Annotated in this window: 17 protein-coding genes; 7 read left to right on the top strand and 10 right to left on the bottom strand. The window is 61.2% G+C overall.

The window, feature by feature from the left end:
- Window positions 1-133 precede the first annotated feature (133 nt).
- Window positions 134-535, top strand: a complete 402-nt coding sequence (locus FOZ70_RS21790) for a hypothetical protein (protein ID WP_219706692.1) — start codon at window positions 134-136, stop codon at window positions 533-535.
- Window positions 536-691: 156 nt separating this feature from the next.
- On the opposite strand, the gene FOZ70_RS21785 is transcribed toward FOZ70_RS21790, so the two are convergent.
- Together FOZ70_RS21785 and FOZ70_RS21780 are read right to left on the bottom strand one after the other, a co-directional pair.
- The gene (locus FOZ70_RS21785) at window positions 692-1,711 is read right to left on the bottom strand and encodes an AraC family transcriptional regulator (protein WP_219706691.1); all 1,020 of its coding nucleotides are present in this window, start codon (window positions 1,709-1,711) and stop codon (window positions 692-694) included.
- 15 nt (window positions 1,712-1,726) lie between these two features.
- Window positions 1,727-2,179 (bottom strand): GNAT family N-acetyltransferase, encoded by a 453-nt coding sequence (locus FOZ70_RS21780; protein ID WP_048028446.1) that lies wholly within the window; start codon window positions 2,177-2,179, stop codon window positions 1,727-1,729.
- A gap of 662 nt (window positions 2,180-2,841) precedes the next feature.
- Between FOZ70_RS21780 and FOZ70_RS21775 the strand changes: the two genes are divergently transcribed.
- From FOZ70_RS21775 to FOZ70_RS21760, 4 genes are all read left to right on the top strand, one after another.
- Window positions 2,842-3,687: an ABC transporter permease gene (locus FOZ70_RS21775; RefSeq protein ID WP_124475936.1), complete on the top strand. Its 846-nt coding sequence runs from the start codon at window positions 2,842-2,844 to the stop codon at window positions 3,685-3,687.
- On the top strand, window positions 3,674-4,525 hold the full coding sequence (locus FOZ70_RS21770) for an ABC transporter permease (RefSeq protein ID WP_059485996.1): 852 nt from the start codon (window positions 3,674-3,676) through the stop codon (window positions 4,523-4,525). Before FOZ70_RS21775 ends, FOZ70_RS21770 begins: the two co-directional genes overlap by 14 nt.
- Window positions 4,522-5,553 carry an extracellular solute-binding protein gene (locus FOZ70_RS21765; RefSeq protein WP_021157909.1) on the top strand — a complete coding sequence of 344 codons (1,032 nt, stop codon included), beginning with the start codon at window positions 4,522-4,524 and terminating at the stop codon, window positions 5,551-5,553. Before FOZ70_RS21770 ends, FOZ70_RS21765 begins: the two co-directional genes overlap by 4 nt.
- Window positions 5,554-5,929: 376 nt before the next feature.
- Window positions 5,930-6,280 carry an H-NS histone family protein gene (locus FOZ70_RS21760; RefSeq protein WP_060233414.1) on the top strand — a complete coding sequence of 117 codons (351 nt, stop codon included), beginning with the start codon at window positions 5,930-5,932 and terminating at the stop codon, window positions 6,278-6,280.
- A 770-nt stretch (window positions 6,281-7,050) separates the two neighbouring features.
- Here the strand turns inward: FOZ70_RS21760 and FOZ70_RS21755 are convergent.
- The 8 genes from FOZ70_RS21755 to tssH all read right to left on the bottom strand — a co-directional run bounded on the left by FOZ70_RS21755 (window position 7,051) and on the right by tssH (window position 18,776).
- Window positions 7,051-7,314, bottom strand: a complete 264-nt coding sequence (locus tag FOZ70_RS21755; protein ID WP_219706690.1) for a hypothetical protein — start codon at window positions 7,312-7,314, stop codon at window positions 7,051-7,053.
- Between the two features lie 3 nt (window positions 7,315-7,317).
- Window positions 7,318-7,836, bottom strand: coding sequence for a hypothetical protein (locus FOZ70_RS21750; RefSeq protein WP_175904326.1), 519 nt, complete (start codon window positions 7,834-7,836; stop codon window positions 7,318-7,320).
- A gap of 159 nt (window positions 7,837-7,995) precedes the next feature.
- Window positions 7,996-8,514 (bottom strand): Hcp family type VI secretion system effector, encoded by a 519-nt coding sequence (locus FOZ70_RS21745; RefSeq protein ID WP_060175116.1) that lies wholly within the window; start codon window positions 8,512-8,514, stop codon window positions 7,996-7,998.
- Window positions 8,515-8,805: 291 nt separating this feature from the next.
- Window positions 8,806-12,435, bottom strand: a complete 3,630-nt coding sequence (gene tssM / locus FOZ70_RS21740; RefSeq protein ID WP_219706689.1) for a type VI secretion system membrane subunit TssM — start codon at window positions 12,433-12,435, stop codon at window positions 8,806-8,808.
- Entirely contained in the window at window positions 12,432-13,895 is a 1,464-nt protein-coding gene (gene tssA, locus FOZ70_RS21735; protein WP_219706688.1) for a type VI secretion system protein TssA, read from the bottom strand. The genes tssM and tssA overlap by 4 nt, the downstream gene beginning before the upstream one ends.
- Window positions 13,892-14,614 carry a type VI secretion system-associated protein TagO gene (locus FOZ70_RS21730; protein WP_208450951.1) on the bottom strand — a complete coding sequence of 241 codons (723 nt, stop codon included), beginning with the start codon at window positions 14,612-14,614 and terminating at the stop codon, window positions 13,892-13,894. Before FOZ70_RS21730 ends, tssA begins: the two co-directional genes overlap by 4 nt.
- Window positions 14,611-16,191 carry a sigma 54-interacting transcriptional regulator gene (locus FOZ70_RS21725; RefSeq protein WP_219706687.1) on the bottom strand — a complete coding sequence of 527 codons (1,581 nt, stop codon included), beginning with the start codon at window positions 16,189-16,191 and terminating at the stop codon, window positions 14,611-14,613. Before FOZ70_RS21725 ends, FOZ70_RS21730 begins: the two co-directional genes overlap by 4 nt.
- 2 nt (window positions 16,192-16,193) lie before the next feature.
- Window positions 16,194-18,776, bottom strand: a complete 2,583-nt coding sequence (gene tssH, locus FOZ70_RS21720) for a type VI secretion system ATPase TssH (RefSeq protein WP_219706686.1) — start codon at window positions 18,774-18,776, stop codon at window positions 16,194-16,196.
- A 436-nt stretch (window positions 18,777-19,212) separates the two neighbouring features.
- On the opposite strand from tssH, the gene tssB reads away from it, so the two are divergent.
- Both tssB and tssC read left to right on the top strand, forming a co-directional pair.
- The gene (gene tssB / locus FOZ70_RS21715) at window positions 19,213-19,719 is read left to right on the top strand and encodes a type VI secretion system contractile sheath small subunit (RefSeq protein ID WP_219706685.1); all 507 of its coding nucleotides are present in this window, start codon (window positions 19,213-19,215) and stop codon (window positions 19,717-19,719) included.
- Between the two features lie 58 nt (window positions 19,720-19,777).
- A complete protein-coding gene (gene tssC / locus FOZ70_RS21710) occupies window positions 19,778-21,253 on the top strand; it encodes a type VI secretion system contractile sheath large subunit (protein ID WP_111998364.1) in 1,476 nt (491 codons plus the stop codon).
- Window positions 21,254-21,266 lie beyond the last annotated feature (13 nt).

Below are 21,266 nucleotides of genomic sequence, written 5' to 3'. Positions count from 1 at the left end.
ATTGTTCTGCCTCTCTGGCCTACGGCCGGCCCGTCCAGGACGGGGGCAGCAAGCTCGTTGAAGGGTGTGGAAACTGCTTCAACGATACGTGTGGCGGCGTTGGCCATGACAACGGCATCGACGGGAATGCATCATGTCAACCGAGTGGAAGCACCGCGTCAGACTGTTTATCCAGCGCTTCTGGCAGCCGACCAGTGCGTGCATGACCTGCATGCCGGGGAGCTGGGGCAACATCATGAGCGTTGCCCACTGGACTATCGCATTTCATACAGGTCTGCTTACTGCACTCCTGGCCGTCCTTTTGACGTTCACGCCCGTGGCGAAACTCTATGCGCATCGATACGGCAATGCGCTGATCGTCGGCTGCCTGACGACGTTGGGCGACGCCTACTCGCACACGAGCCACTACCGCATCCCCTATATCGAGCACATCGTGACGGGCGCAATTTCAGGTCTCCTGACGCTGGCGGCCTCCTATCTCCTCGAAGACCGCGCGCGACGCCTTCGGGCGGTATGGGTGCGGGTATTCGGATAGCTTGTCCGTTTCATCGGAGCACGCCAGGAAATCCGTCGACGAATGCCCTCTGTGTCGCGGCGTAAGGGCCGAGGTCAGAACTCGGTGAGAAACCCGATGTTTGATAGAAGCAGGAAGACGGCCCCCGTGACGGGCGCCTCTTCGGAAATGTCGCGATCATTCAGGTGACAATTTTGACCATCGTTTCATTGCCCGACTGAATGCGGAGGAATTCTTATACCCCAATCTGGCTGCTATCTCCTTGATTGTGTATTCCTTTTCCGCAAGATACCGCGACGTCAGATCTTGTCGGACAATATCATACAGGTCGCTAAACGATGTCCCCATTTCCTGAAGCTTCCGCTGCAAACTTCGCATTGACATTCCAAGCTTTCTGGATTGTTCCGCGATATCCTGGCACGTAGGGTCGTCATACATAAGAGCGAGCAGCCGCCCGATGAGGTCGGAAGGAACCCAGTGCGCCAGTTCAAATTCACGCTTCGCGCATGCTTTCCTTGCGACTTCGAATTCGATCGGATGGGCGAGCGGAAGGGCAGTCTCCAGCACCGATGAGCTGAATTCGAGGTAATTTTCGTCGGCCTCGAATTCGATGGGGCAGTCAAAATATTCGGCGTAAGAACTCGCGTGTGGCGGCTCGGGAAAAACAAACCCTATTCTGAAAAAAACGGGATTGTGTCCGATCAAGTCGCGTATCTGTCGACGTAAAGCGGTAAATACCATATCGGTATTTACGACAAGCAGGTCGGTACGATAGGTATAGCCGCCGACTATAATTCTAGCGGTCTCGCCTATTGTGGTTATCCGAATTCTGAAATAACTGATCCCGAGCAACGGGTGCTCGAAGCCCATGCGCAGCGCATCGCCCAACGTTGGGCTTACCAGCATTGCGTGGCCGCGCAGGCCGTACGACGTCACCGGGATCGCATATCCGATATGCAGTCCGATCGCGCTGTTGCCGGTCGCTTCCAGCGCATTCGCAAACAGGACCATTTCCTGTGCATGCGTCACCATTGCACCGGGCCGCTCGATGTCTGCAGGAGAAATGCCGGTGCCTTTCAGCAGGACGTCGACCGGAACACCCATGCGCTTCATCAAATCGAGCGTGATGAAGATGGTGTGCAGTGGCGCTGGACATTGCGCAGCAGTGCGGCGAATCGCGTCGGCTACCGGCTTCATTCGACTCCTTGGATTCTAGTCCACAAGCAACTTTGTAAATACGACCTGACACCCGTACTCGTCCAATTCGCCGCGCTTCCACCCAAGACGCTGGTAAAAGCCATCGGCCCGCGAGCCTGGATCGGTCACAAGGGTGACATGATTCACTCCCTTGTCTTTCAGCCATGCAAGCGCACGGGCAAGCAGCTCGCGGCCGATGCCGACACCATGGAACCGCGGTGCCACAAACAAGGCCGAGATGAACGGCGTCTCGGTGATGACCGGCAGACAGACCCCGGCGACCTCGTCGCCACATTCACAGATCCAGCCACCGCCCTGCCTGATTTTCTCGATCAGGAGGTTGCGGTTCAGAAGATGAACCTGGTGGGGATGGATTCTATTCTCGCTCACGGAGAATCGCACATCATAAAAAGCGCCGACGTCGCGCTCAGTCATCGGTCGGTATTCTAGCTGCTCAGCAGTGGCCATGTTTTTACCGTCTCTCTTCTCGTTATGTGAAATTTACGTGGCGAAACTCGGATAACTATCTCACGATTTTTGCAAATTCTCCAACGAACGTGATCGCGGGTGTCAGATAGCCGCGCTGGTCAACGGAGCACTATAACGAACATCCGTCAACAGAATTATTGTGAGTGTTATTGATCCAGTTGACGTGCGTCGCTTGTTGTTCGCTATGGAGCAGTTGGGGCTGCATGGAAACCGTGGCATCCACGCGTTCGCTCCGGAGGCTGGAGTCAAGCGATTCTGCCGGCGACGTCGTCGCACGCCCCGCGAATTACCGGTTTGGCGTCGGCGCATGGCGCTGTGCACCGTGATCGAATATTTAGACGAAATATTCGGTTAGCCCAGAATATTGGGGATGGCGCCCTCAGTAAGACTCGAGCGCGGGAATTTCTATATATGCAATAATCCGCAATAAAATACATTTCCTCAAATTTATAATGGAAATGGCACACAGGGATAACACATTGGCGTGATCGGCACACATGCCGACTATAAATGATGCCATCGATTTGGTACGCTTCTTGCCAATCGAACTGAATGATTTGAGGTAGTTGGCAGTGCGCCGAGTCCGAATACTCAATCTGCTGAAATCATGGCGGCCAATGGCCAGCCCGACGGCGCTCGTCATGATCGCGGGCGTTGTCCTTCCGATGATCGTTCTGGCAGTGGTCTCGCTCAGTGCACCGCGCGACTTCGGCGGCGTCTCGTGGGGCGACTTCACTGCCGGCGCATACGAGCGGATTGTCTTCGATCGGGACTGGGATGGGGGACGCGTCCTTCAGCAGGGTTATCTCGCCATTTTCATCAGGTCGATGACCATGGCCGTACTGACCACCGCGGGATGTCTGCTGATCGGGTTCCCGACGGCGCTGTTCATGGCGACGCGCTCCCTGAAGTGGAAGGCCGCGTTGCTGATCCTGATCACGATCCCGTTTTGGACCTGCGTCGTCGTCCAGATGTACGGCTTGATCATCGTCATTGCGGACGACGGCCTCTTGAATCAGATGTTGTCCCGAGCCGGCCTCATGCATGGCCCGCTCGGATTGCTCTACACCGACCTCGCGACGCTGATCGGTCTCGTCTATGCGTTCACGCCGTTCATGGTCCTGCCGATCTTCGCTGCGCTTGATGACTTCGACTGGCGGTTGGCCGAAGCGGCCTACGATCTGGGTGCACACAAGCCGGCGGTACTGGTCCATGTCGTCGTACCGTGTTGCCGTCCGGGCATCATGGCAGGAATCGGGCTCGTCTTCGTTCCGGCGCTGGGTTCCTATACGATCCCGGGTCTGCTCGGCGGTAACCACGCTTTCATGATCGGCAATCTGATCGACTTCCAGTTTGCCGGCGGACGGGACTGGCCTTTGGGCGCCGCGATGTCGTTTGCGTTGCTCGCCGCTGTGCTGCTGGCGATGCTCGCGTCTCGACTCGGTTCGCTGTTCCAGCGGCAGGAGCGCGTTCATGATTTCGCCTGAACTGCGCCGGTTTCCGCTGACCGCAACGATTGCATGCGCGGTGCTGGTGTTCCTCTATCTGCCGATGCTGACCGTGATGGCGATGAGCTTCAACGTCGGCCCGTCGGCCCTCATATGGGACGGGTTTGGCATTCGAGGTTACGTCGAGGCCTGGTCCGATCCGACACTGGTCCGTGCCGCGAAGAATTCGCTGTTGCTGGCGCTGGCGTCGACGGTGCTCTCCACCACGCTCGCGACGAGCGCGGCGGTTGCCTGGTGGTCGAGAAGTGACCGGCGTGGTTTCGATTCGGTCGGACTCGTCATTGCGCTTCCGCTCGCGATACCTGAAATCGTGCTGGCGATCGCGACCATGATGCTGTTCTCGATGTTCGAGTCAGAGCTTGGATTCGGCGCCGTTCTGTTTGCTCATGTGGTGTTCAGTGTGCCGCTTGCCTATCTGCCGATCAGAGCCAGACTCAAGACGATCGATCGCACGCTGCTCGAGGCGGCCGCGGACCTGTCGGCCACGCCATGGGCTGCATTTCGGCAAATTACCGCGCCTTTGGCGCTACCCGGCATCATCGCGGGGGCTTTGCTGTCATTCGTCGCGTCGATGAATGATTACGTCACCAGCTACTTTCTCGCCGGCGCCGGCATGACCACATTGCCGATGTATATCTTCGGTGCATTGAAGATCGGAATCACACCCAAGGTCAGCGCCGTGTCAACCGTCGTCATCGGCCTCTCGACAATACAACTGACGGTAGTCTGGATCATCGGTGCTCGAGGTAAAAGAAGATCCCGAGCCGAGCAGTCCGAAATACACCACGCCAATCTCCACGCAATAGGAACAGCATGAAAAAAACAATCGGTGCGATGTTGCTTCTTGCCGCTGTCACGACCCAGGCCGCCGAGCTACATATCGGAAGCTGGCCGAACATCCTGCCTGTCAATTTGCTCAAGAAGTTCCAGGCTGATACCGGCATCGAGACGACACTCGACACCTATGCGAGCGATGCAGCGCTGACCCAGAAACTGCAGGCAGGAGGAGGGGGGTACGACGTTGTGGTCGCCGGAGACTACTACGTTCCGGTGCTCGTGAAGTCGGGCCTTCTGCTCAAGCTCGACAAGCGCAAGTTGCCGAATGTCGCAAACATCAAGCCCGAGTACCGTCATCCGTCGTTCGATCCCCAGCGGGACTACGCGATGCCCTTCACGGTCGTCCTGACCGGGTTTGCTTACGACAGCGCGCGTGTGCCCGGCGGACGCCTCGACGATAGCTGGAAGTCGTTCTTCGAGCCCCCCGTCGCACTTCGCGGCGAGGTCGGCGATCTGGACGTCGAGGAGGAACTGTACATGGCAGCGAGCTGGTATCTGGGACAGGATGAATGCACCGAGCGCCCCGACGATGCGAAACGCGTCCTCGACGTGCTGCAGAAGCAGAAACCATTCGTGAAGACCTATAGCAACGACGGAACGGTCGATCGTCTCGCGTCCAGGCAAATCATCGTTCAGCACGTCTGGAACGGTGCGGCTGCGCGAGCACAGGATCGCTTGCCGACTATCCGATTCGTGTATCCGAAAGAGGGCGTCCGACTGTTCATGGACAGCCTGCTTATTCCGGCAAAAGCGCGAAATGTCGACTCGGCCTACAAGTTCATCGACTGGATGATGCGACCCGAGAACATCGCGCTGGTGACGAACGCGCTACGGTACAGCAACGAGATTACCGGATCGGAGCGCTACATTGATCCTGCGCTGCATGACAATCCTGCGATCAAGACGCCGGAGCAGTATAAGGATCGACTCAAGCCTTACAAGATGTGTTCACCTGCAGCGATTCAACTGCGTAACAAGGTGTGGCTGAAGCTGAAGGGAAATCAATGAAGCGCGCTGAATGTCGATGGCGTCCCGGATGACCAGATCCGCTCTGGCAGATGCGGAGTCGATCGTGAACGAGGCGCGCCGCGCAAGCGCGCCAGCCGCTGCCTTGGCCTCTGCCCGAATCACCCAATGCGGTCGTCGTCCCCAGCGGGGATCGAACACCGGGGCACGGAGCCGGTAATCTGTCACCGGACCTGCCTGTGTTCGGCGACTCGCGAGATCGCGGCGCAGGCGGTTCGCGATCCCGCTCTCGATCGCGCTTTTGATTCCATACGGGTGTGGTGCGTCTGATTCATATAATTCGCATACCTATATTTAATGATCGCAACATCCGAGAACCAAGGCGAGTGCCTGGCTCTCTTCTCTTCGAGAATACGATATGCAAAGCTACCGTGATTTGAAAGAGCAGATTCAGGAACTTCAAAAGCAGGCTGAGCTTGCTCGCACTCAGGAATTGGCGAGTGCGGTCAAGGAAATACAAAAATTGATCGAGGAATTCGACCTGATGCCGGAGGACCTGTTCTCTGAACGCAAGCTCAAGCTGCGTCGCGGAAAGCGTCGCGGCCCGGCCACGGTAAAGTATCGTGATCCGGAGTCTGGTGCCTTATGGAGCGGGCGGGGACGAGAGCCTCGGTGGATCGCTGGCCGAGCAAGGGAACAGTTCCTGATCCACCGGTCGAATCGGATCGCGGAGCCGGCGGCATCATCGGCAGCCGATGCAATGAGTTGACTTGCCATGCCATCGTCCGTCGTCACGCATCATCCCGAATACGGTCGTTGGCCGCTGAGTGCCGGTCCGGCTCATGCATAGGCGTATGCCCTGCCATGTCCATATCCTTGTTGCTCGACCGAATTCGCGTTGCGTCGGGACGCATTCGTGCTCGGGTTTCGAGTTGCATTCCCGCGGCGAATCGCAAGCCAATCGGCCCTCAATCGTCGAGCGTTCTTGTCGAGGATCCGAGCGGGGCCGATGTGGTCCTCGCCGCTACCATTTCTGCCGTCAGAGCGGAAGCGAGTGTCTCCGAACTCGAAAGTCTCGAAGTTCGGCACTCGAGGCTGCCGACCGCGCATTTTCCGAGCACTCGCGCTCACATAGACCTGATCGGCTCACGTGTCCGGAAAGCGCAGTTCCACGCCGCGCGTGCCCGCGCCCACGCCAACGCTGCGGTTCTGATTTTCATGGGTGGAACGGAGGATCAGTTGGGTTCGCCGTTGGAAGACCTCAAGCGCCACGCGGAGCAAGCGAAACAGGCACAAGTACTCGCAAGTGATCTCCTGGAAATTTCGCTCACGTTGGAGCGCAGGGAAAAATCTCGTTCCCCGCGATGCCGATGAATACGCATTTCAAAGTCCGGCCTCTCGGAGTCAGGGGCGTAAGCGTGTTCTCTTCCGTTGCATGAAGTGATTCCGCGAGGGAACGCATGTGAGCTTGGCCCGGACCGACAACGGTGCTGGCAATGTCCGCTGCGCCGTGATGGTCGTGCCCGCGCGAAGCTTGAATCACGTCGCGGCCACGAACTCCGTCATACCGCTGCGCGCATTGGCGTCGGCCGCGAGGCGTCGTTCCGGTTCCGTCGCATGGATGCGGTCCCATGCAAGTCCCTTGGGAGTCATCAGCCGGTGCCAAAGCGGCGGAATCAGCGCGACGACGATCGTCGTCAGGTAGCAGCCGATCATCATCGGCTCATCGGCAAACGGCTTGAGGTCCTGATAGGGCACTTCGCCCTGAACAAGATGATACGAATGGCGCGTCAGGTTGAACATCGATCACGAACTGATGCGCCGATTGGTATTCCTTGAATGGCGCGGCTGGACCGGCGTGCCTGGATCGCGAACGATACCGTAGTGCTCCATGTAGTTGACGATTTTCAGCAGCGCTTTGCGCCAAAGCGCGCAGAGCAGGAAGTACACGCCCGTTCGGGTCCCGCCGATGCTCCATGCGGCGGTGAGCAGAAGCACGCTTATCGGTGGCCGCGAGTCACCGCGTTGAACGGCGTGAACACGCCACGCCCGGCCCGCTTCAGGCGCTTGCCCTCGATGTTCCATGCGCTGACTTTCCGTGGCGAGCGGGAACGGGTCGTCCTGGAAGATGCCGACCGACAGCCCATACTCATTGGCCGGCAGCAGGTGGTAGAACAGGTGCATGCCGCACTTGCGGAAAAACCCGTGTTTCGCCCAATCAGACGATCGGTAGATGGTGGGCGCATCGTCCATGAACTGCAAGTTCGAGCCGCAGAGAACCGAGAATATGCGCCCGCCCAGCGTCGGCACGTGAAGCAGTGACACAAACCAACTTCGTGGTGGTTCTGGTTGGTCACGTCGATCGCGCCGCACAGGCAAGTGCTTTTCATACCCACTCTCGACAAGTTACTCGCGGCGTCGGATGGGTAGCCCGTCCGTACACCAGGCAAGGCTGGCGCGCGCCAGCCTTGCCTTTAGCCAGATTTAGCCTTCTTGCGGTTTGCGCCAGTCGTCCGATGCCTCGGTGCCGGCGATGGGGTGAGTCCAGGTGATCTTGCGGTAAGCCATGGCCACCTTGACCAGTTGCGTGTACGCAGCCTTGTCCGGGTCCTGCGCGTGCGGCAGCACGGTGTTGATGTTGACGATGGTGGCGTCTTCGAGCTTGGTGGTGAAGAAGTGCTCTTGCTTGCCTTCGGTGGAGGTGCGGTACCACTTCACTTCCACTTCGGGGAGCATTTCACCGGAGGCCAGAGCCTGGTACAGCAGCGGCGTGGCCTTGTTCAACGGCGAGGTGAAGATGAACGGCTTGTGCACCCGCTGGCCCGAGGGTTGCCCGCTCTGCGGGTCGGTCGGGGTAGCGATCAGGTGCTCGATTTCCTGAACCAAGATCTGGTCTTCGTGGCCTTCCTGGTAGACGTTGCCGACGGAATCGGCGGTGAAGGCACCTTTGGTGATGTTGCCTTGTGTCTTGCCCTGGATGCTGATATAGGCGGGTGTAGGCATTGTTTTACTCCGTTTTGTTATGGCGGGCCCCCATGGCCCGATGCGCCATCAGTGATAGCAACACCTACATCGCAATCGCTGTGCCATCTTGCCGCGTTTTATAAAATAAATATATAAATCAATGGCTTATGTTTCTATTTGGCTTGTGCCGGCTCGCTTCGAGACGGCTAAGCAAGCCAGCGACTCCTTGCAGGTAGGTCAAGGTTGACTCGTCAGCTGGCAAGCTATTGAAATCAAAGAGGAAAAATCTGGGTCATTCTTGACCAGGCCGAGTCAGGAATGACCCGGCTGTCATTGCAGCAACGTGCCTGGCAGCGCGAAGCCATGGAACAGGCGCTGGGTGAACGGGTTGTTGCTCTTGTCCGCGGTGATCCGGTAACGCATGCCGCCATCGCTGGCCGTAAAGCTGAGGTCGACGGTGGTAGCCGTTGCGCCATTGAGCCGTGCCTGGCTCAGCAGGCGGAAGAGTGACCACGAGCCCTTGTAGACCAGGCTGCTGCTGTTGCCATCGCCATTGACCAGCGTCATGCGGCTTTCTGGGCTACCGCCAAGCGTGTTGGGCCAGATGACGCCGACGGTCTCGCTGGGCCCGTGGCTATAGGTGATGAGTTGTCCTTGTAGATTCAGCACGCTGCTCCGGCGCGTGGGTACCAGGCCAAGCGGCTCGATCGTGAAATGCACGGCCATCGAACCACGGCTGTTGAAGAAGGCATCGCGGATCCGGTCGGCGGCTTCCAGCTGCTTGGATACATCGGCCCGCATCAGGTAGCCCCCTCGACGCTCCGAATAGAGCGCTTCCAGGTTGTCCTCCAGGAACAGCTTCAGGTACTTGTCCCTGAAGTCCTGCAACTTGCCTTGCGGCCCGAAGAAGGCGGTGAAGTCCTCGACGGAGGCATCGGTGCGGCTGTTCGGATTGAACGGATAGTAGTTGGCCAGGCGCTGACTGTAGAAGCTGAAGACCTCGGTATTCCAGCGCTTTTCGAGCTCGCGCAGCGCCTCGATCAGCAGCACGTCGGAGGACTCGTCGGCCAGCTTTTTCACCTGGCGGTTGAGGGGCTCTGGCAGACCGGTAGCCACCCGATGCAGATTGCCCAGCGGATCAGTGCCGCGCAGCGCAAAGCGATCCAGCATCACCGTCAGCGCCGCCTTCCCCCGGTCCGGGCTGTCCTGTACCTTCACCAACATATCCTGGACGCTGCCGATGGCCTGCATGGTCTCGTCCAGATAGGATGGCTTCTCGCCCTTGGCTTCAAGCAACGCTGTCAGCGGTGTGAATGCCTGAGCAATCTTGGCGATATCCTGGGCTTCGCCGTCGGGGCCGCTCTTTGCCGTGGTGGCAATGCTTTCGGTCCGCGCCGCGTCCGACGCCGCCTTGGACGTCAGATCGGTGTTGTCGCGCACGGTTTCCAGAAGCCTGCGCAGGGGTGCCGCCGGGCTGTTCATGGCGCCGAGCACGTTGGCTGCGGTGCCGATATCGTCGAAATTGACGACCTCGAGTTGGTTTAACCCGCGGCGCCAATTCTCGATGTAGTCACGGCTGTACAGTGAGCGCACACGCGCGACGAGCGCCTGCTTGTCCGCTTCCGAATAGTCGACATTCCGCCGTTCGCCCAGCACCCATTGGTCAATGACGGCCAGCGTGGCGACATCCTGATTGTGCGGCTCGAAGTAGTTCCGATAGCCCTTGGCGGTCAGCAGCGCGTCGATGCGCGTGCCCTGGTTTTCGCCCCTCTCGGCTGCCGCGGTTGTGGATTGGTAGACGACGTCATAGGTCGGACCGATCTCATTGCGCAGATCCAGCGGCGTCCGCAGGACGTCGCCCGCCTGGCTGCGCATCGTCATGTAGATGCGCTGCGGCAAGGGAATCTGCCGCAATTGCCGCTGAACCTCGGACACCCTGACGGCATACTGCGGAAGTGCAACATTGGCATACTTCAGTGCGTAATCGAGATGGCCCGACAACGCGCGTTGCACTGGCGCCTCGCCAGGAAAGGCCGCCTGCCACTCCTTTCTCATCCAGTCTTCCACGAAGGGGGCGCGGCGGTTGGGGCGGTCCTCGATCATGCGATACACCCGAAGGGCGCTGAGTTGCGCATCCGAGCCGTCCGCTGCAGCGTTCAACTGTGTCATCACTCCGCCGGCCAACTGCGGCAGAAAGCGCGTCGAGAGCAGTCGCAGATAGGCTTCGTCCACCTTCGGGCCGATTTTGCGCCCCTGGTACAGACCCATGCCGGATACGAGCGGCCACGCTTCCCGGTAGTCGCCATAGACGGCCACCGCATCACGGAGCTGGTCTAGCGGCCGCAGCAGATTGCGCCCGGTCGGGTCCTGTCCGCCGTCGATCGCGTTGCTGGCGAACGTGCGGCTTTTCTCCAGCACGCTCGCCACCTGTGCGCGGTTCACGGTGTAGTAGTGATACCAGCCGCCGATCACGACCGCGCTGCCCAGCGTCGCGACGCCGAAGCCCACGGCGAGATTCCGTTTCTTGTCGGCCAGCACCTTCAGGTTGTCGCCGGCCAGGCCGGCTTCCGGATAGATGACCCGCTGGAACACCTGCTGGGCAAAGTACACCATGGAGCGTCCCGCCGGCTGTGCCATGGGCACCAGCGTTCGTACGCCATAGGTCTGCGAGGCATTGTCGACGAAAGCGTTGTGCAACAACCCCTGTTGGTGAACTGACGAGAAATAGACGCCTCGCGGCAACGCGGGGGTGCCGTAGCGATCGCTGCCCAGCACGTCGTCGAGGAAATTGAACAGCACGGTGCGCATGCCTGCTATCTGCCCGACAAAGGAGAACAACGCTTCGCGTATCGGCAGCGACTTCGCATCGTTCAACACATCGAAGACCTGATTGTTCAGGCCATCGATGAAATCGGTGTAGCGCTGGCTGAGCTCCGTCTGCCAGGCGTCATACTGCCGCGCGGAATCCAGCGTGAAGGTGAACCCGAAGATATCCTCACGCTCTGCCTTCGGCAGTCTGGCGAAGAACTGCTCGAAACCCTCCAGCAGGTCGAACTTGCTGAGGATAACGTACAGTGGCGGACGCGTTCCGAGATGCCGGCTCAGTTCCGCCAGGCGCGTGCGCAGGAGGACGGCCAGTGCCTTGCGCTCGCTGGCGTTCTGGCTCAGCAGCGAGGGCAGATCGACGATCAGCACCACACCATTGAGCGGCCGCCGCGAGCGGTTCTTGCCCAACCAGTCGATCAGATGCTGCCAGAGGCGGGCCCGGGTCTCGGGCGGCTCCCCAAGCTGCTCGGGTGCCGGCGCTGCTTCAGTATCGGCCGTCGATGCGGCCTGGGGCGCGCTGTCCGAATGCTCTCCGGTGGGAAACTGGCTGATCAATTCTCCAGGCGGGTCGATCAGCACAGCCTGGTCGCCCATCCACCAATCGGTCCGGTAGATCAGGTCGGGGTCGACGAACGTGCCATGACCGCCAGCCTTGATCTCGCCCGTGAGCGAGAAGTTCTGGCCGCTGCGGTTGATGAAGCTGGTCTTGCCGGCGTCCTCTTGCCCGAGCACGAGATACCACGGCAATTGGTACAGGCCCTGACGGCCTCGCAGGTAGGAGCGCAACACCGTCAGGTTGGCGTCCAGGGACTTCTCCTGGGCGCGGATATGGACAAGCACGGGGTCTTCCTTCACGGCACTCGCTTGCTGACGCTCGGCCTCCAGCCGGCGGTTCCTGGCCCGCAGTACCAGGGCCCAGGTCACCACGGGAACCATCAGCAGGGCAAGGGTCAGCCCGACCCGGGCGCTCAGGCTCGCCAGAGGATGCCGATCACGCCAGGCCCACTGCGGCCCCAGCCACCAGATGGCTATCAACAGGAATAGCAGCCCCAGTACCAGCAGCAGTGGCATGCCGTCCTTGACCCAACGCAGTAGGGGGGCGGCATACCGTTTGAGCAACGACCAGTATTTCATTTTCTCTCTCCTTGCGGCTGGCTTCGTCCATGTTCGTTTTCCTGATGCGCCGGGACATGTTTGGCGAGGTGTTGGAACAGTTCAGGTTCCCATTGATCCACCGTGACGCCCTTCATCAACCGACTGGCATTGGCATAGAGTTCTTCGGCCAGCCAATCCAAACCTCGTGACTTCAGCAGGTCCGCCGCAATCACGGTTGCGTGGCAACGATGACGCGGGCCGCCTGACGAGGCCTGATGCGCCTGCAGTCGGCGCAGCACCGGCTCAACGCCCTCGGTGTCCAACCGGCTTGCCAGCTCCTCGCGCAGATCCACGAACTCCTGCGGTGCACCGGCATTGGCAGGCCGCGCTTCGGCGCTGCCGATCCAACCCAAGGTGTCGCTGTCGGCGAAGGGGCGGCCGTCGGCGAAGCGCAGGTCGCTCAAGCCGGGAATGCGCAGCAGGAAGCGTTCGGCCGCGTGACGGATGGCTTCCGCCACGGCCGGCATTTCCAGGCGGGCAGCCATGACCGCGGCAAAGAAGCTGCCGCGCAACCAGTAGGGCGAGCTGGTCACGCTCTTTTCCACGCGCCGCAACAACACCGGGCTGACCGAATTGGTCGAGATCGCCTCGCGATAGCCCTCTTCGGTATCGACCGGTACGCACATCAATTCGGTGAGCTGGTCGCGCTTCGCCGGCGGTGTGGTCCGCAGGTGCGCCCACAGCGCGAAACGTCGCAACTGGTAGCCGGCGGGGTCGTAGATGTCCTGCTCGTTGATGAATTCCGCCATCGTCAACAACGTCCGGCGTCCCTCGCGTTCATCGCCGGACTTCGGCACCTCGCTCGGCTGGAAGAATGCGTTGCTGAGCGCGCGCCCACCTTGCTGACTGTCGCTCGGCGTGAGCACCACCGGCTCCGGGAACAGGGTGCTCTCGACATGCCGGTGCATCTGCGCTTCCAGCCGGGACAGCATCGATACATCCAGCTGTGCCGCGACCGCTTCTGCCTGCAATCGGTCGAAGGCCCGTTGCGCCTGATCCTGCAGCCCGGGGTTATAGGTCTTCTGATCCAGCGCTTCCAGCGCCTGACTCAGACGCTCCACCAGCAAGGTGACCAGCTTGCGTTTGGCCAGCAGGCCACGCGGCCCGGGCTTTGGCTGGCCGTTTTCCCAGTAGCGCTCCACCATGCCGGCCAGCACCAGCGTCGCTTCGGTCCAGTGGGGCCAGGTGCGGGGGCGAAGGCGGGCCGTGACCAGATGGCCGGCCACGCGGAAGTGCTTGCACTGGGTGCTCAGGTACTGACGCGAGGCTTCATCGACGTAAGACCAGTCGATATGGGCTTCCTGCAGGCTGCCGAGCTTGACCATTTCATGCTCGATGCCCTGATACGTTTCGTCTTCCTCATCGAACACGCCGGCCGGCTGTTTGGCATCCAACTGGCCGAGCAATGCGTCCAGATCAAGGGGAGGCAGGTTGATCACCAGTGACAGGCCTCACGCTGTTGCTTCATCAAGTCATGCAGATTGCCTGCGTCGAACAGCTGCCCGGAGAACGGCGCATAGTCGCTTTCTACCTGCAAGCGGCCGCCCGCCTTGACCAGGTATCGCAGTTGCTCGATGGCGACCAGGCCCCGTCCCGCGTCCACGACCGTGCCGTCTTCGAGTACCTGCCACGGCACCGAGGCGGAGATGGGGTGCCCGTCCAGCAGCAGCCGGATATTCATTCGGTTGGGCGCGATCGGCTGTTTTGCCAGCAATTGCAAACGCGAGATATTCGACAGGCAACTGATCGCGAGGATCGGCGGCGCGGCAGCGTCGCCCAACGCCGGCGCGGACATCACCACGCTCCAACGGCCCGGTATCGCTTCCTCCGTGCGCGAAAGCCGGAATTCCGTCTCGCCCACGCCACGTTCCGCCTCATTGCGGCGGACCAGCTCGACGATCGTTGGCCGTGTCGCCGGTTTCTGGTCGCTGGTCGATGCATCGTCACGTTGCGTGGCTGGAGGCGTCGCGGCCGGTGCGGGCGGCGTTCCCGCAAGCGCGTCGAAGCAGGCCAGCCGTTCTACTGCGGACACGATGGCGGTACAGGTTTTCGTGGCGGTGGGGGCCGCTGCGGACGGGCCGGTGGCGGCATTCTGTTTGCTGGCGTCACATCCGGTCACGAGTGCTGCGCAAACCAGCGCCATGCTCAGTGATCTCATGGTTCGGAGTCCTCCTGAAAAATATTCCAGCGCTGGCATCTCCGTGCCAGCGTGCGTTTGGGGATGCCCAGGCTTTGCGCCGCGAGCGCGCGCGAACCGTTGGCCTGACGCAGGCGTTCGCTTATCAGGTGGCATTCGAAAGCCGCCAGCGCACCGGGCAGGTCGTTGGTCTCCCAGAGATCGTGCAGCGGCATCGTCGACGTGGTGGGGAGGGCGGCAGTTCGTGGGGCAGGGGCGCGCAGCTCTCGCAGTGCCTGCGGCGTGATGTCCTGGCCGAGCCCGGTGCGCTCGGCGGCCACCAGGACGAGGTTGCGCAGTTCCCGGACATTGCCGGGCAGCGGATGCATCTGCAGCATGCGCAGTGCTTCGGCGCTGATACCCAGGATGTGCGCCTGCCGCTCACGGTTGTATTGCAGCAGCACGTGCTCGGCCAGAACGGGAATATCCTCCGGCCGCTCGCGCAGCGCAGGCACGTGCAGGCATTGCTGTCGGATGCGAAAGTACAGGTCTTCCCGAAAGCTCCCCTCGGCGATGCGTTGAGGCAGCGGCTGGTGGGTGGCGCATATCAAGCGGAAGTTGGAATGGCGCTCCTGCGTCGCGCCCACCGGACGGTACTTTTTCTCGTTCAGCACGCGCAGTAGCCGGCCCTGCAATTCCAGCGGCATGTCGCCGATCTCATCGAGGAACAGCGTGCCGCCGTCGGCCTCCGCCACGAGCCCCGCGCGTGCCTGGCTGGCACCGGTGAAGGCGCCTCGCTCGTTGCCGAACAGCTCGGCCTCGATCAGATCCTTGGGGATCGCTGCGCAGTTCACCGGCACGAACTTGCCTTGGCGGCTGCCCGCCTGGTGAATCAGCCAGGCCGCGTGATCTTTGCCCGCGCCTGTTTCGCCGGTGATCAGAATGGCCAGGTTCGAATCCGTCATGCTCAGCATGTCGCTGCGCAGTTCGCGGACCGCCGGACTCACGCCGACGAACTCCGCCGCCAATAGCCTGGCTGCTCGCTCGCGTGTGCGGGTATGCGCCTGCGCGCGCACGACGTCGGTTGAACGGGCCCGCTCCGCATCGCCCAGATTCTGCTCGAGTCCGGAGAACAGGCGTTCATGGATTTGCAGCAGCGCCTGCCACAGCGCAGACTCGCGCAATGCGTGCAGCGCCGAGGGGTTGCCCAGCAGCGCCAGCACAGCGAAGGCATGCTGATTGGCGTCGCGCAATGGCAGAATCCAGGCACCGTCCCCAGGCATGAAGCGCTCGCGCAGCCGCTCGAAGGTGCTACCCACGCCGACCATGCCTGCGATGTGCTCGACCGTGCAGGGATGACCGCTGACCAGTCCATAGACCAGCGGATTGTCCAACTCGCCCATATCCAGCTCCGGCAGAGCAGACGCTTTTTCCGGCACGCAGGAAAGCGGTCGCAAGCAGTCACTCGTCTGATCCAGGCGATAGCACATCCCCAAACGCAACGCGCCGCTATCCACGGCTGCTCGCAGGATCACTGTCGCCAACCCGTCGGGATGCGTCGCCCAGGTCATGTCGCGCGCGATGCGCGCGACCTCGATCGGATCCAGTTGCCGCGGCATCGTCATTCCACGACGGCCTCGAAAGCGCTGCCGCTCCATGACAGATCGGCACGCCGGAAGGCCGTGCCCTCGGCCAATCGCTGCAGGACCGACAAGGACAGCGGCGGCAACAACTCGCCGTCGATGCTCGCATCCAGCATGCGTGCACCGTTTTGATGGCGGGTGCAGCGCTTGCGCAGTTCGTCGCTGGCGCTCGAGGACACGGACAAGGTGGCGTCATAGCGTTGGGCGAACTGTTTCATCAGCCGTTGCAGGCGGCTTTCCACGATGTCCCCGAGCACGCGATCATCCAGATAGCGATAGGGCACGACCTGCATTCTCGCCAGCAGTGCCGGCTTGAAGAATTGCAGCAAGCGTTCCCGAAGGGCGGCCTCGTCCTGGTCGGTCAAATCATTTTCTTGCTGGTCGAATCCCAGGTTCGAGGTCAGGAAGAACAGCACATTCTTGCAATCGATCAGTCGACCTTCGCCATCGGCCAGCTCACCTTTGTCGAAGGCCTGATAGAAGATGTTCAGCACGTCCGGGTGCGCCTTTTCGACCTCATCGAGCAGGACCACCGAGTAGGGCTGTTTGCGGATCGCCTCGGTCAGCACGCCGCCTTCGCCATAGCCAACGTATCCCGGCGGCGCGCCGAGCAGGCGCGACACGGTGTGCTTTTCCTGAAACTCGGACATGTTGATTGTCGTCAGGAACTGTTTACCGCCGAACAGCGAATCGGCCAGAGCCAGAGCGGTTTCCGTCTTGCCCACGCCGCTGGGGCCGACGAGCAGGAAGGCACCGAGGGGCGTTCCGGGCCGCCGCAGATCCGCCACCGCGGTCAGCAGATGCCGGTGAATGTGCTCGATGGCGGCGTCCTGCCCCTTGACCCGTTCCCGCAGCATTCCCGGCAAGTTCCCGAGGCGCGCCATCTGGTCGCTGCTGATGGTTGTCGCCGGAATGCCGGTCCAGTCGGCGATGACCTGCGCGATCTGCTCACGGCCTACCTCCGCATGCAGCAGCGCGCCCTGGCGTTGCAGCGCCGCCAGTTCCACCACCTTGGCCGACAGTTGTTTGGAGCGTTCGCCAGCGTCGGGGATGTCGGCGCTTGCCAGCGACGACCGCAGTGCCTGGATTTCGTCGACCAGCGGCTTCTGGCCTGACCAGGCTGTGTGCAGCGCATCCATTTTCTGCTGGACCCCGCTGCGCGCGCTCTCAAGCGCATCGAGCCTTCGCGCGTCAGCGTACAGGCCGGCACGCTGATCCCGTTGCAGCAGCGCCGCCTCCGCGTCGATCTGCAGCAGTTCATGCTCCAGCGCCCGCAATCGCCTGGGCGACTCGGCCAGTGCCGTCGCTACCCGCGCGCAAGCCGTGTCAAGCACGTCGATGGCCTTGTCGGGCAACTGCCGGCCCGACAAGTAGCGTGCCGAAAGCCCGGCAGCGGCTTGCAAGGCGTCGTCGGAGATGTAGACCCCATGAGCGCGCTCGTAGGTGTCTCGCAACCCTCGCAGGATGTGGACTGCCGTTTCGGGGCTCGGCTCATCCAGCTTGACCAGCTGGAAGCGCCGGCTGAGTGCCGCATCCTTTTCGAAGAACTTCTTGTATTCCGACCAGGTGGTGGCTGCGATCGTGCGGAGTTCTCCCCGGGCCAGCGCCGGTTTGAGCAGGTTGGCGCCGTCGCTGCCGCCTGCCGCATTGCCCGCGCCGATCAACGTGTGCGCTTCGTCGATGAACAGGATGATCGGCGTGGCGGCGGTCTTCACTTCGTCGATGACCGCTTTCAGCCGTTTCTCGAACTCACCCTTGACCGACGCGCCGGCCTGTAGTGCACCCAGGTCCAATCCCCACAGCGTCACGGAGCGCAGCGGCTCGGGTACGTGCCCCTGGACGATGCGCAGCGCCAGGCCCTCGATGACCGCGCTCTTGCCGACACCGGCCTCGCCCACGACGATCGGGTTGTTCTTGCGGCGGCGCGACAGGATGTCGATCATCAGATCGATTTCCCCATCGCGGCACAGCACCGGGTCCAGCCGTCCGTCACGCGCCTGGGCTGTGAAGTCATGGCCGTACCTGGCCAGCGCCGAGTCGGTCGCTGCGATGGAGGGCGACGGGACGGGCTGCGGCCCCTGCGGCGTTTCCGCCGAGTTCGCGACCAACGACAGGAAGTCCTTGCGCCAGGCTTCCCGGTTGACGCCATCGAACAGACGCACGGCGGACAGCGGCAGATAGCGGCCGGGGTTGAGCAGCGCGGCCAGGAGGAGGCTGCCGCCGCGGATGGCGTCCTGGTGCCATTCCAGCGAACCCAGCAGCCAAGCCTCCTGCAACAGCTCGACCAGCAATGGCGAGAACGCCGGGTATTGCCCCCCGACAATTTCCTGGTTCGGGAAGTTGGCCGATAGCGCCTGACGCACTGCGTCCAGATCCAGCCCGGCTTGACGCAATAGCAGCCGGACATCTCCCAACGGCAGGTCCACCAGCTTGAGCAGCACATGCGGCACCGTGACTTCGGCGCCTTGCTGGCTGATGCAGAGGCTCGCGGCCTCTTCCAGGGCTTGTCGAGAGGGAGGATTCAAGCGGTCGAAGACGGCCGACAGTTCAATTCGGATCATGAAGCACAGCCCATCAATGATGGTTGGAAACGGGGCATTGCACGCAGATATATCGGCGGTGCAGGGAATAGTTAGCCCATTAAGAAAACACAATATCGCCGATTAGTAAATGAGGTATTTGTGATTTTGCGCACGGGGACTATTGCCAAATGTCACGTTTTACCCTGACTCGCTATCGGGCGAAATTTCGAGATTATTTCGGGTGAAATTTCGTACACGTCTTATTGACGGTGCAATGGTGTGGGATCAATTATTCAGGCGGGCCGCGTATGTCTGAATATGTCTGGTAAGCGCTTCTGAGAGCCATGGTTTCTGAGGGGCATGGAATATTTGGGGGTGATTCCCCATGCAGATTTCGAGCCAGTTTGGTCATGCTGCGGTTTACGGCTGAGAGCGAATTTCCAGCATCCTCAAGAGATAAGGATAAGGAGTATTTATGGCGAAGAGCACGGCATCGGTAGCCCCGAAGGAACGAATCAATATCAAATATGTTCCGGCGACTGGTAATCAGCAGGCGGAGATCGAACTGCCTTTGAATATGCTGGTGATTGGCGATTTCAAGGGGAGCGAAGAAGAGACCGCTCTCGAAGACCGGCCGGTGGTGCGTGTGGACAAGGACAACTTCAACGATGTGCTCAGCGAGGCGGGCGTGGCGTTGAAGTCTGCCGTTCCCCTGCGCCTCGGCAATGCCAATGCCGACGACACACTGACCGTCGACCTCCAGTTCAAGCACATCAAGGATTTCAGTCCCGATGCCGTCGCCAGGCAGGTGCCCGAGTTGCGCAAGCTCCTGGAACTGCGCGAGGCGCTGGTCGCCCTCAAGGGGCCCATGGGCAACGTGCCTGCGTTCCGCAGGCAGCTGCAGGCCCTGCTCGGAGACGAGGCGGCGCGCAGCAAGCTCGCGCAAGAGCTGAGCCAGGCGCTCGGCGGCTCGTCCGACTGACGCGCCTCCTGCGGCACATCACATCTTTCAATATCTCCGCGGCTTCAAGGACACGAACATGAAAACCGAAAGCGCTGTTGCCCAGGCTGAGGCGGCCCAATCCCAGGGCCTGCTCGAACAGATCATGGCGCAGACGCGCATCGAGCCCAATCACGAGGGCTATGCCATCGCCGAACGCGGCGTTGCTGCGTTCATTGCCGAAATGCTCAAGACGGACGATCGCGAGCAGCCCATCAGCAAGCAACTGGTGGACGGCATGATTGCCCGGCTCGACGAGCAGCTCAGCGCCCAGATGGACGAGATTCTCCACGACCCGTCGTTCCAGAACCTGGAGTCCCACTGGCGCCAGCTCAAACTCCTGGTCGACAACACCGATACCCGCGAGAACATTCGGATCGGCTACATGCCTGTCGGCAAGGCCGAACTGCTGGAAGACTTCGAGGGGGCCGGCGACATCACCCGCAGCGGCCTCTACAAGCATGCCTACACGGCGGGCTACGGCCAGTTCGGCGGCGAGCCGGTGGGCTGCATGGTCAGCAGCTACACCTTCGGCCCGTCGGCGCCGGACATCAAGCTGCTGGGCTACGTGGCGGCGGTCGGCGCAATGGCCCACGCGCCGTTCCTGGCTGCCGCCGGTCCCGAGTTCCTGAACGTGGAAAGCTTCCAGGAACTGCCCAACCTGAAGGAGATCGGCGACATCTTCGAAGGCCCCCGTTTTGCCAAATGGCGTAGCCTGCGCGAGTCCGAAGATGCGCGCTACCTGGGCCTGACCATGCCGCGCTTCCTGCTGCGCCAGCCCTACGACCCGCTGGACAACCCGACGCGCAACTTTGTCTATCGCGAAGGCATCGGTGGTGACCACGCCAACTACCTGTGGGGCAACACCTCGTTCCTGCTCGCCAACCGCATCACCGACAGCTTCGCCAAATACCGCTGGTGTCCGAACATCATCGGCCCGCTGTCCGGCGGCGCGGTGGACGATCTGCCGGTCCACCTGTACGAATCCCTCGGCCAGCTGCAGGCCAAGATTCCCACGGAAATCCTGGTGTCGGACCGCCGCGAGTTCGAACTCGCCGAAGCCGGCTTTATCCCGCTGACCATGCGCAAGGACAGCGACAACGCTGCGTTCTTCTCCGCCAACTCGGTGCAAAAGCCCAAGATTTTCCCGAAGACCGAGGAGGGGCAGGCCGCGCAGACGAACTACAAGCTCGGCACGCAACTGCCGTACATGTTTATCGTCAACCGGCTGGCGCATTACCTGAAGGTGCTGCAGCGTGAGCAGATCGGTAGCTGGAAAGAGCGCCAGGATCTTGAGCGCGAGCTGAACAACTGGCTCAAGCAATACATCGCCGATCAGGAGAGCCCCTCGTCCGACGTGCGCAGCCGCCGCCCGCTGCGGGCCGCCCGCGTGATCGTGCAGGACGTGGCCGGCGATCCGGGCTGGTATCAGGTGTCGCTCGCGGTGCGTCCGCACTTCAAGTACATGGGCGCCAACTTCGAACTGTCCCTGGTCGGCAGGCTCGACAAGGAATGATGAGAGCCTAGAC

The sequence above is a fragment of the Burkholderia sp. COPS genome (assembly GCF_019425585.1).
Taxonomy (GTDB): domain Bacteria; phylum Pseudomonadota; class Gammaproteobacteria; order Burkholderiales; family Burkholderiaceae; genus Burkholderia; species Burkholderia cepacia.
The sequence above is the reverse complement of the archived record's forward strand: the minus strand, read 5'-3'. Positions and strand labels throughout refer to the sequence as shown.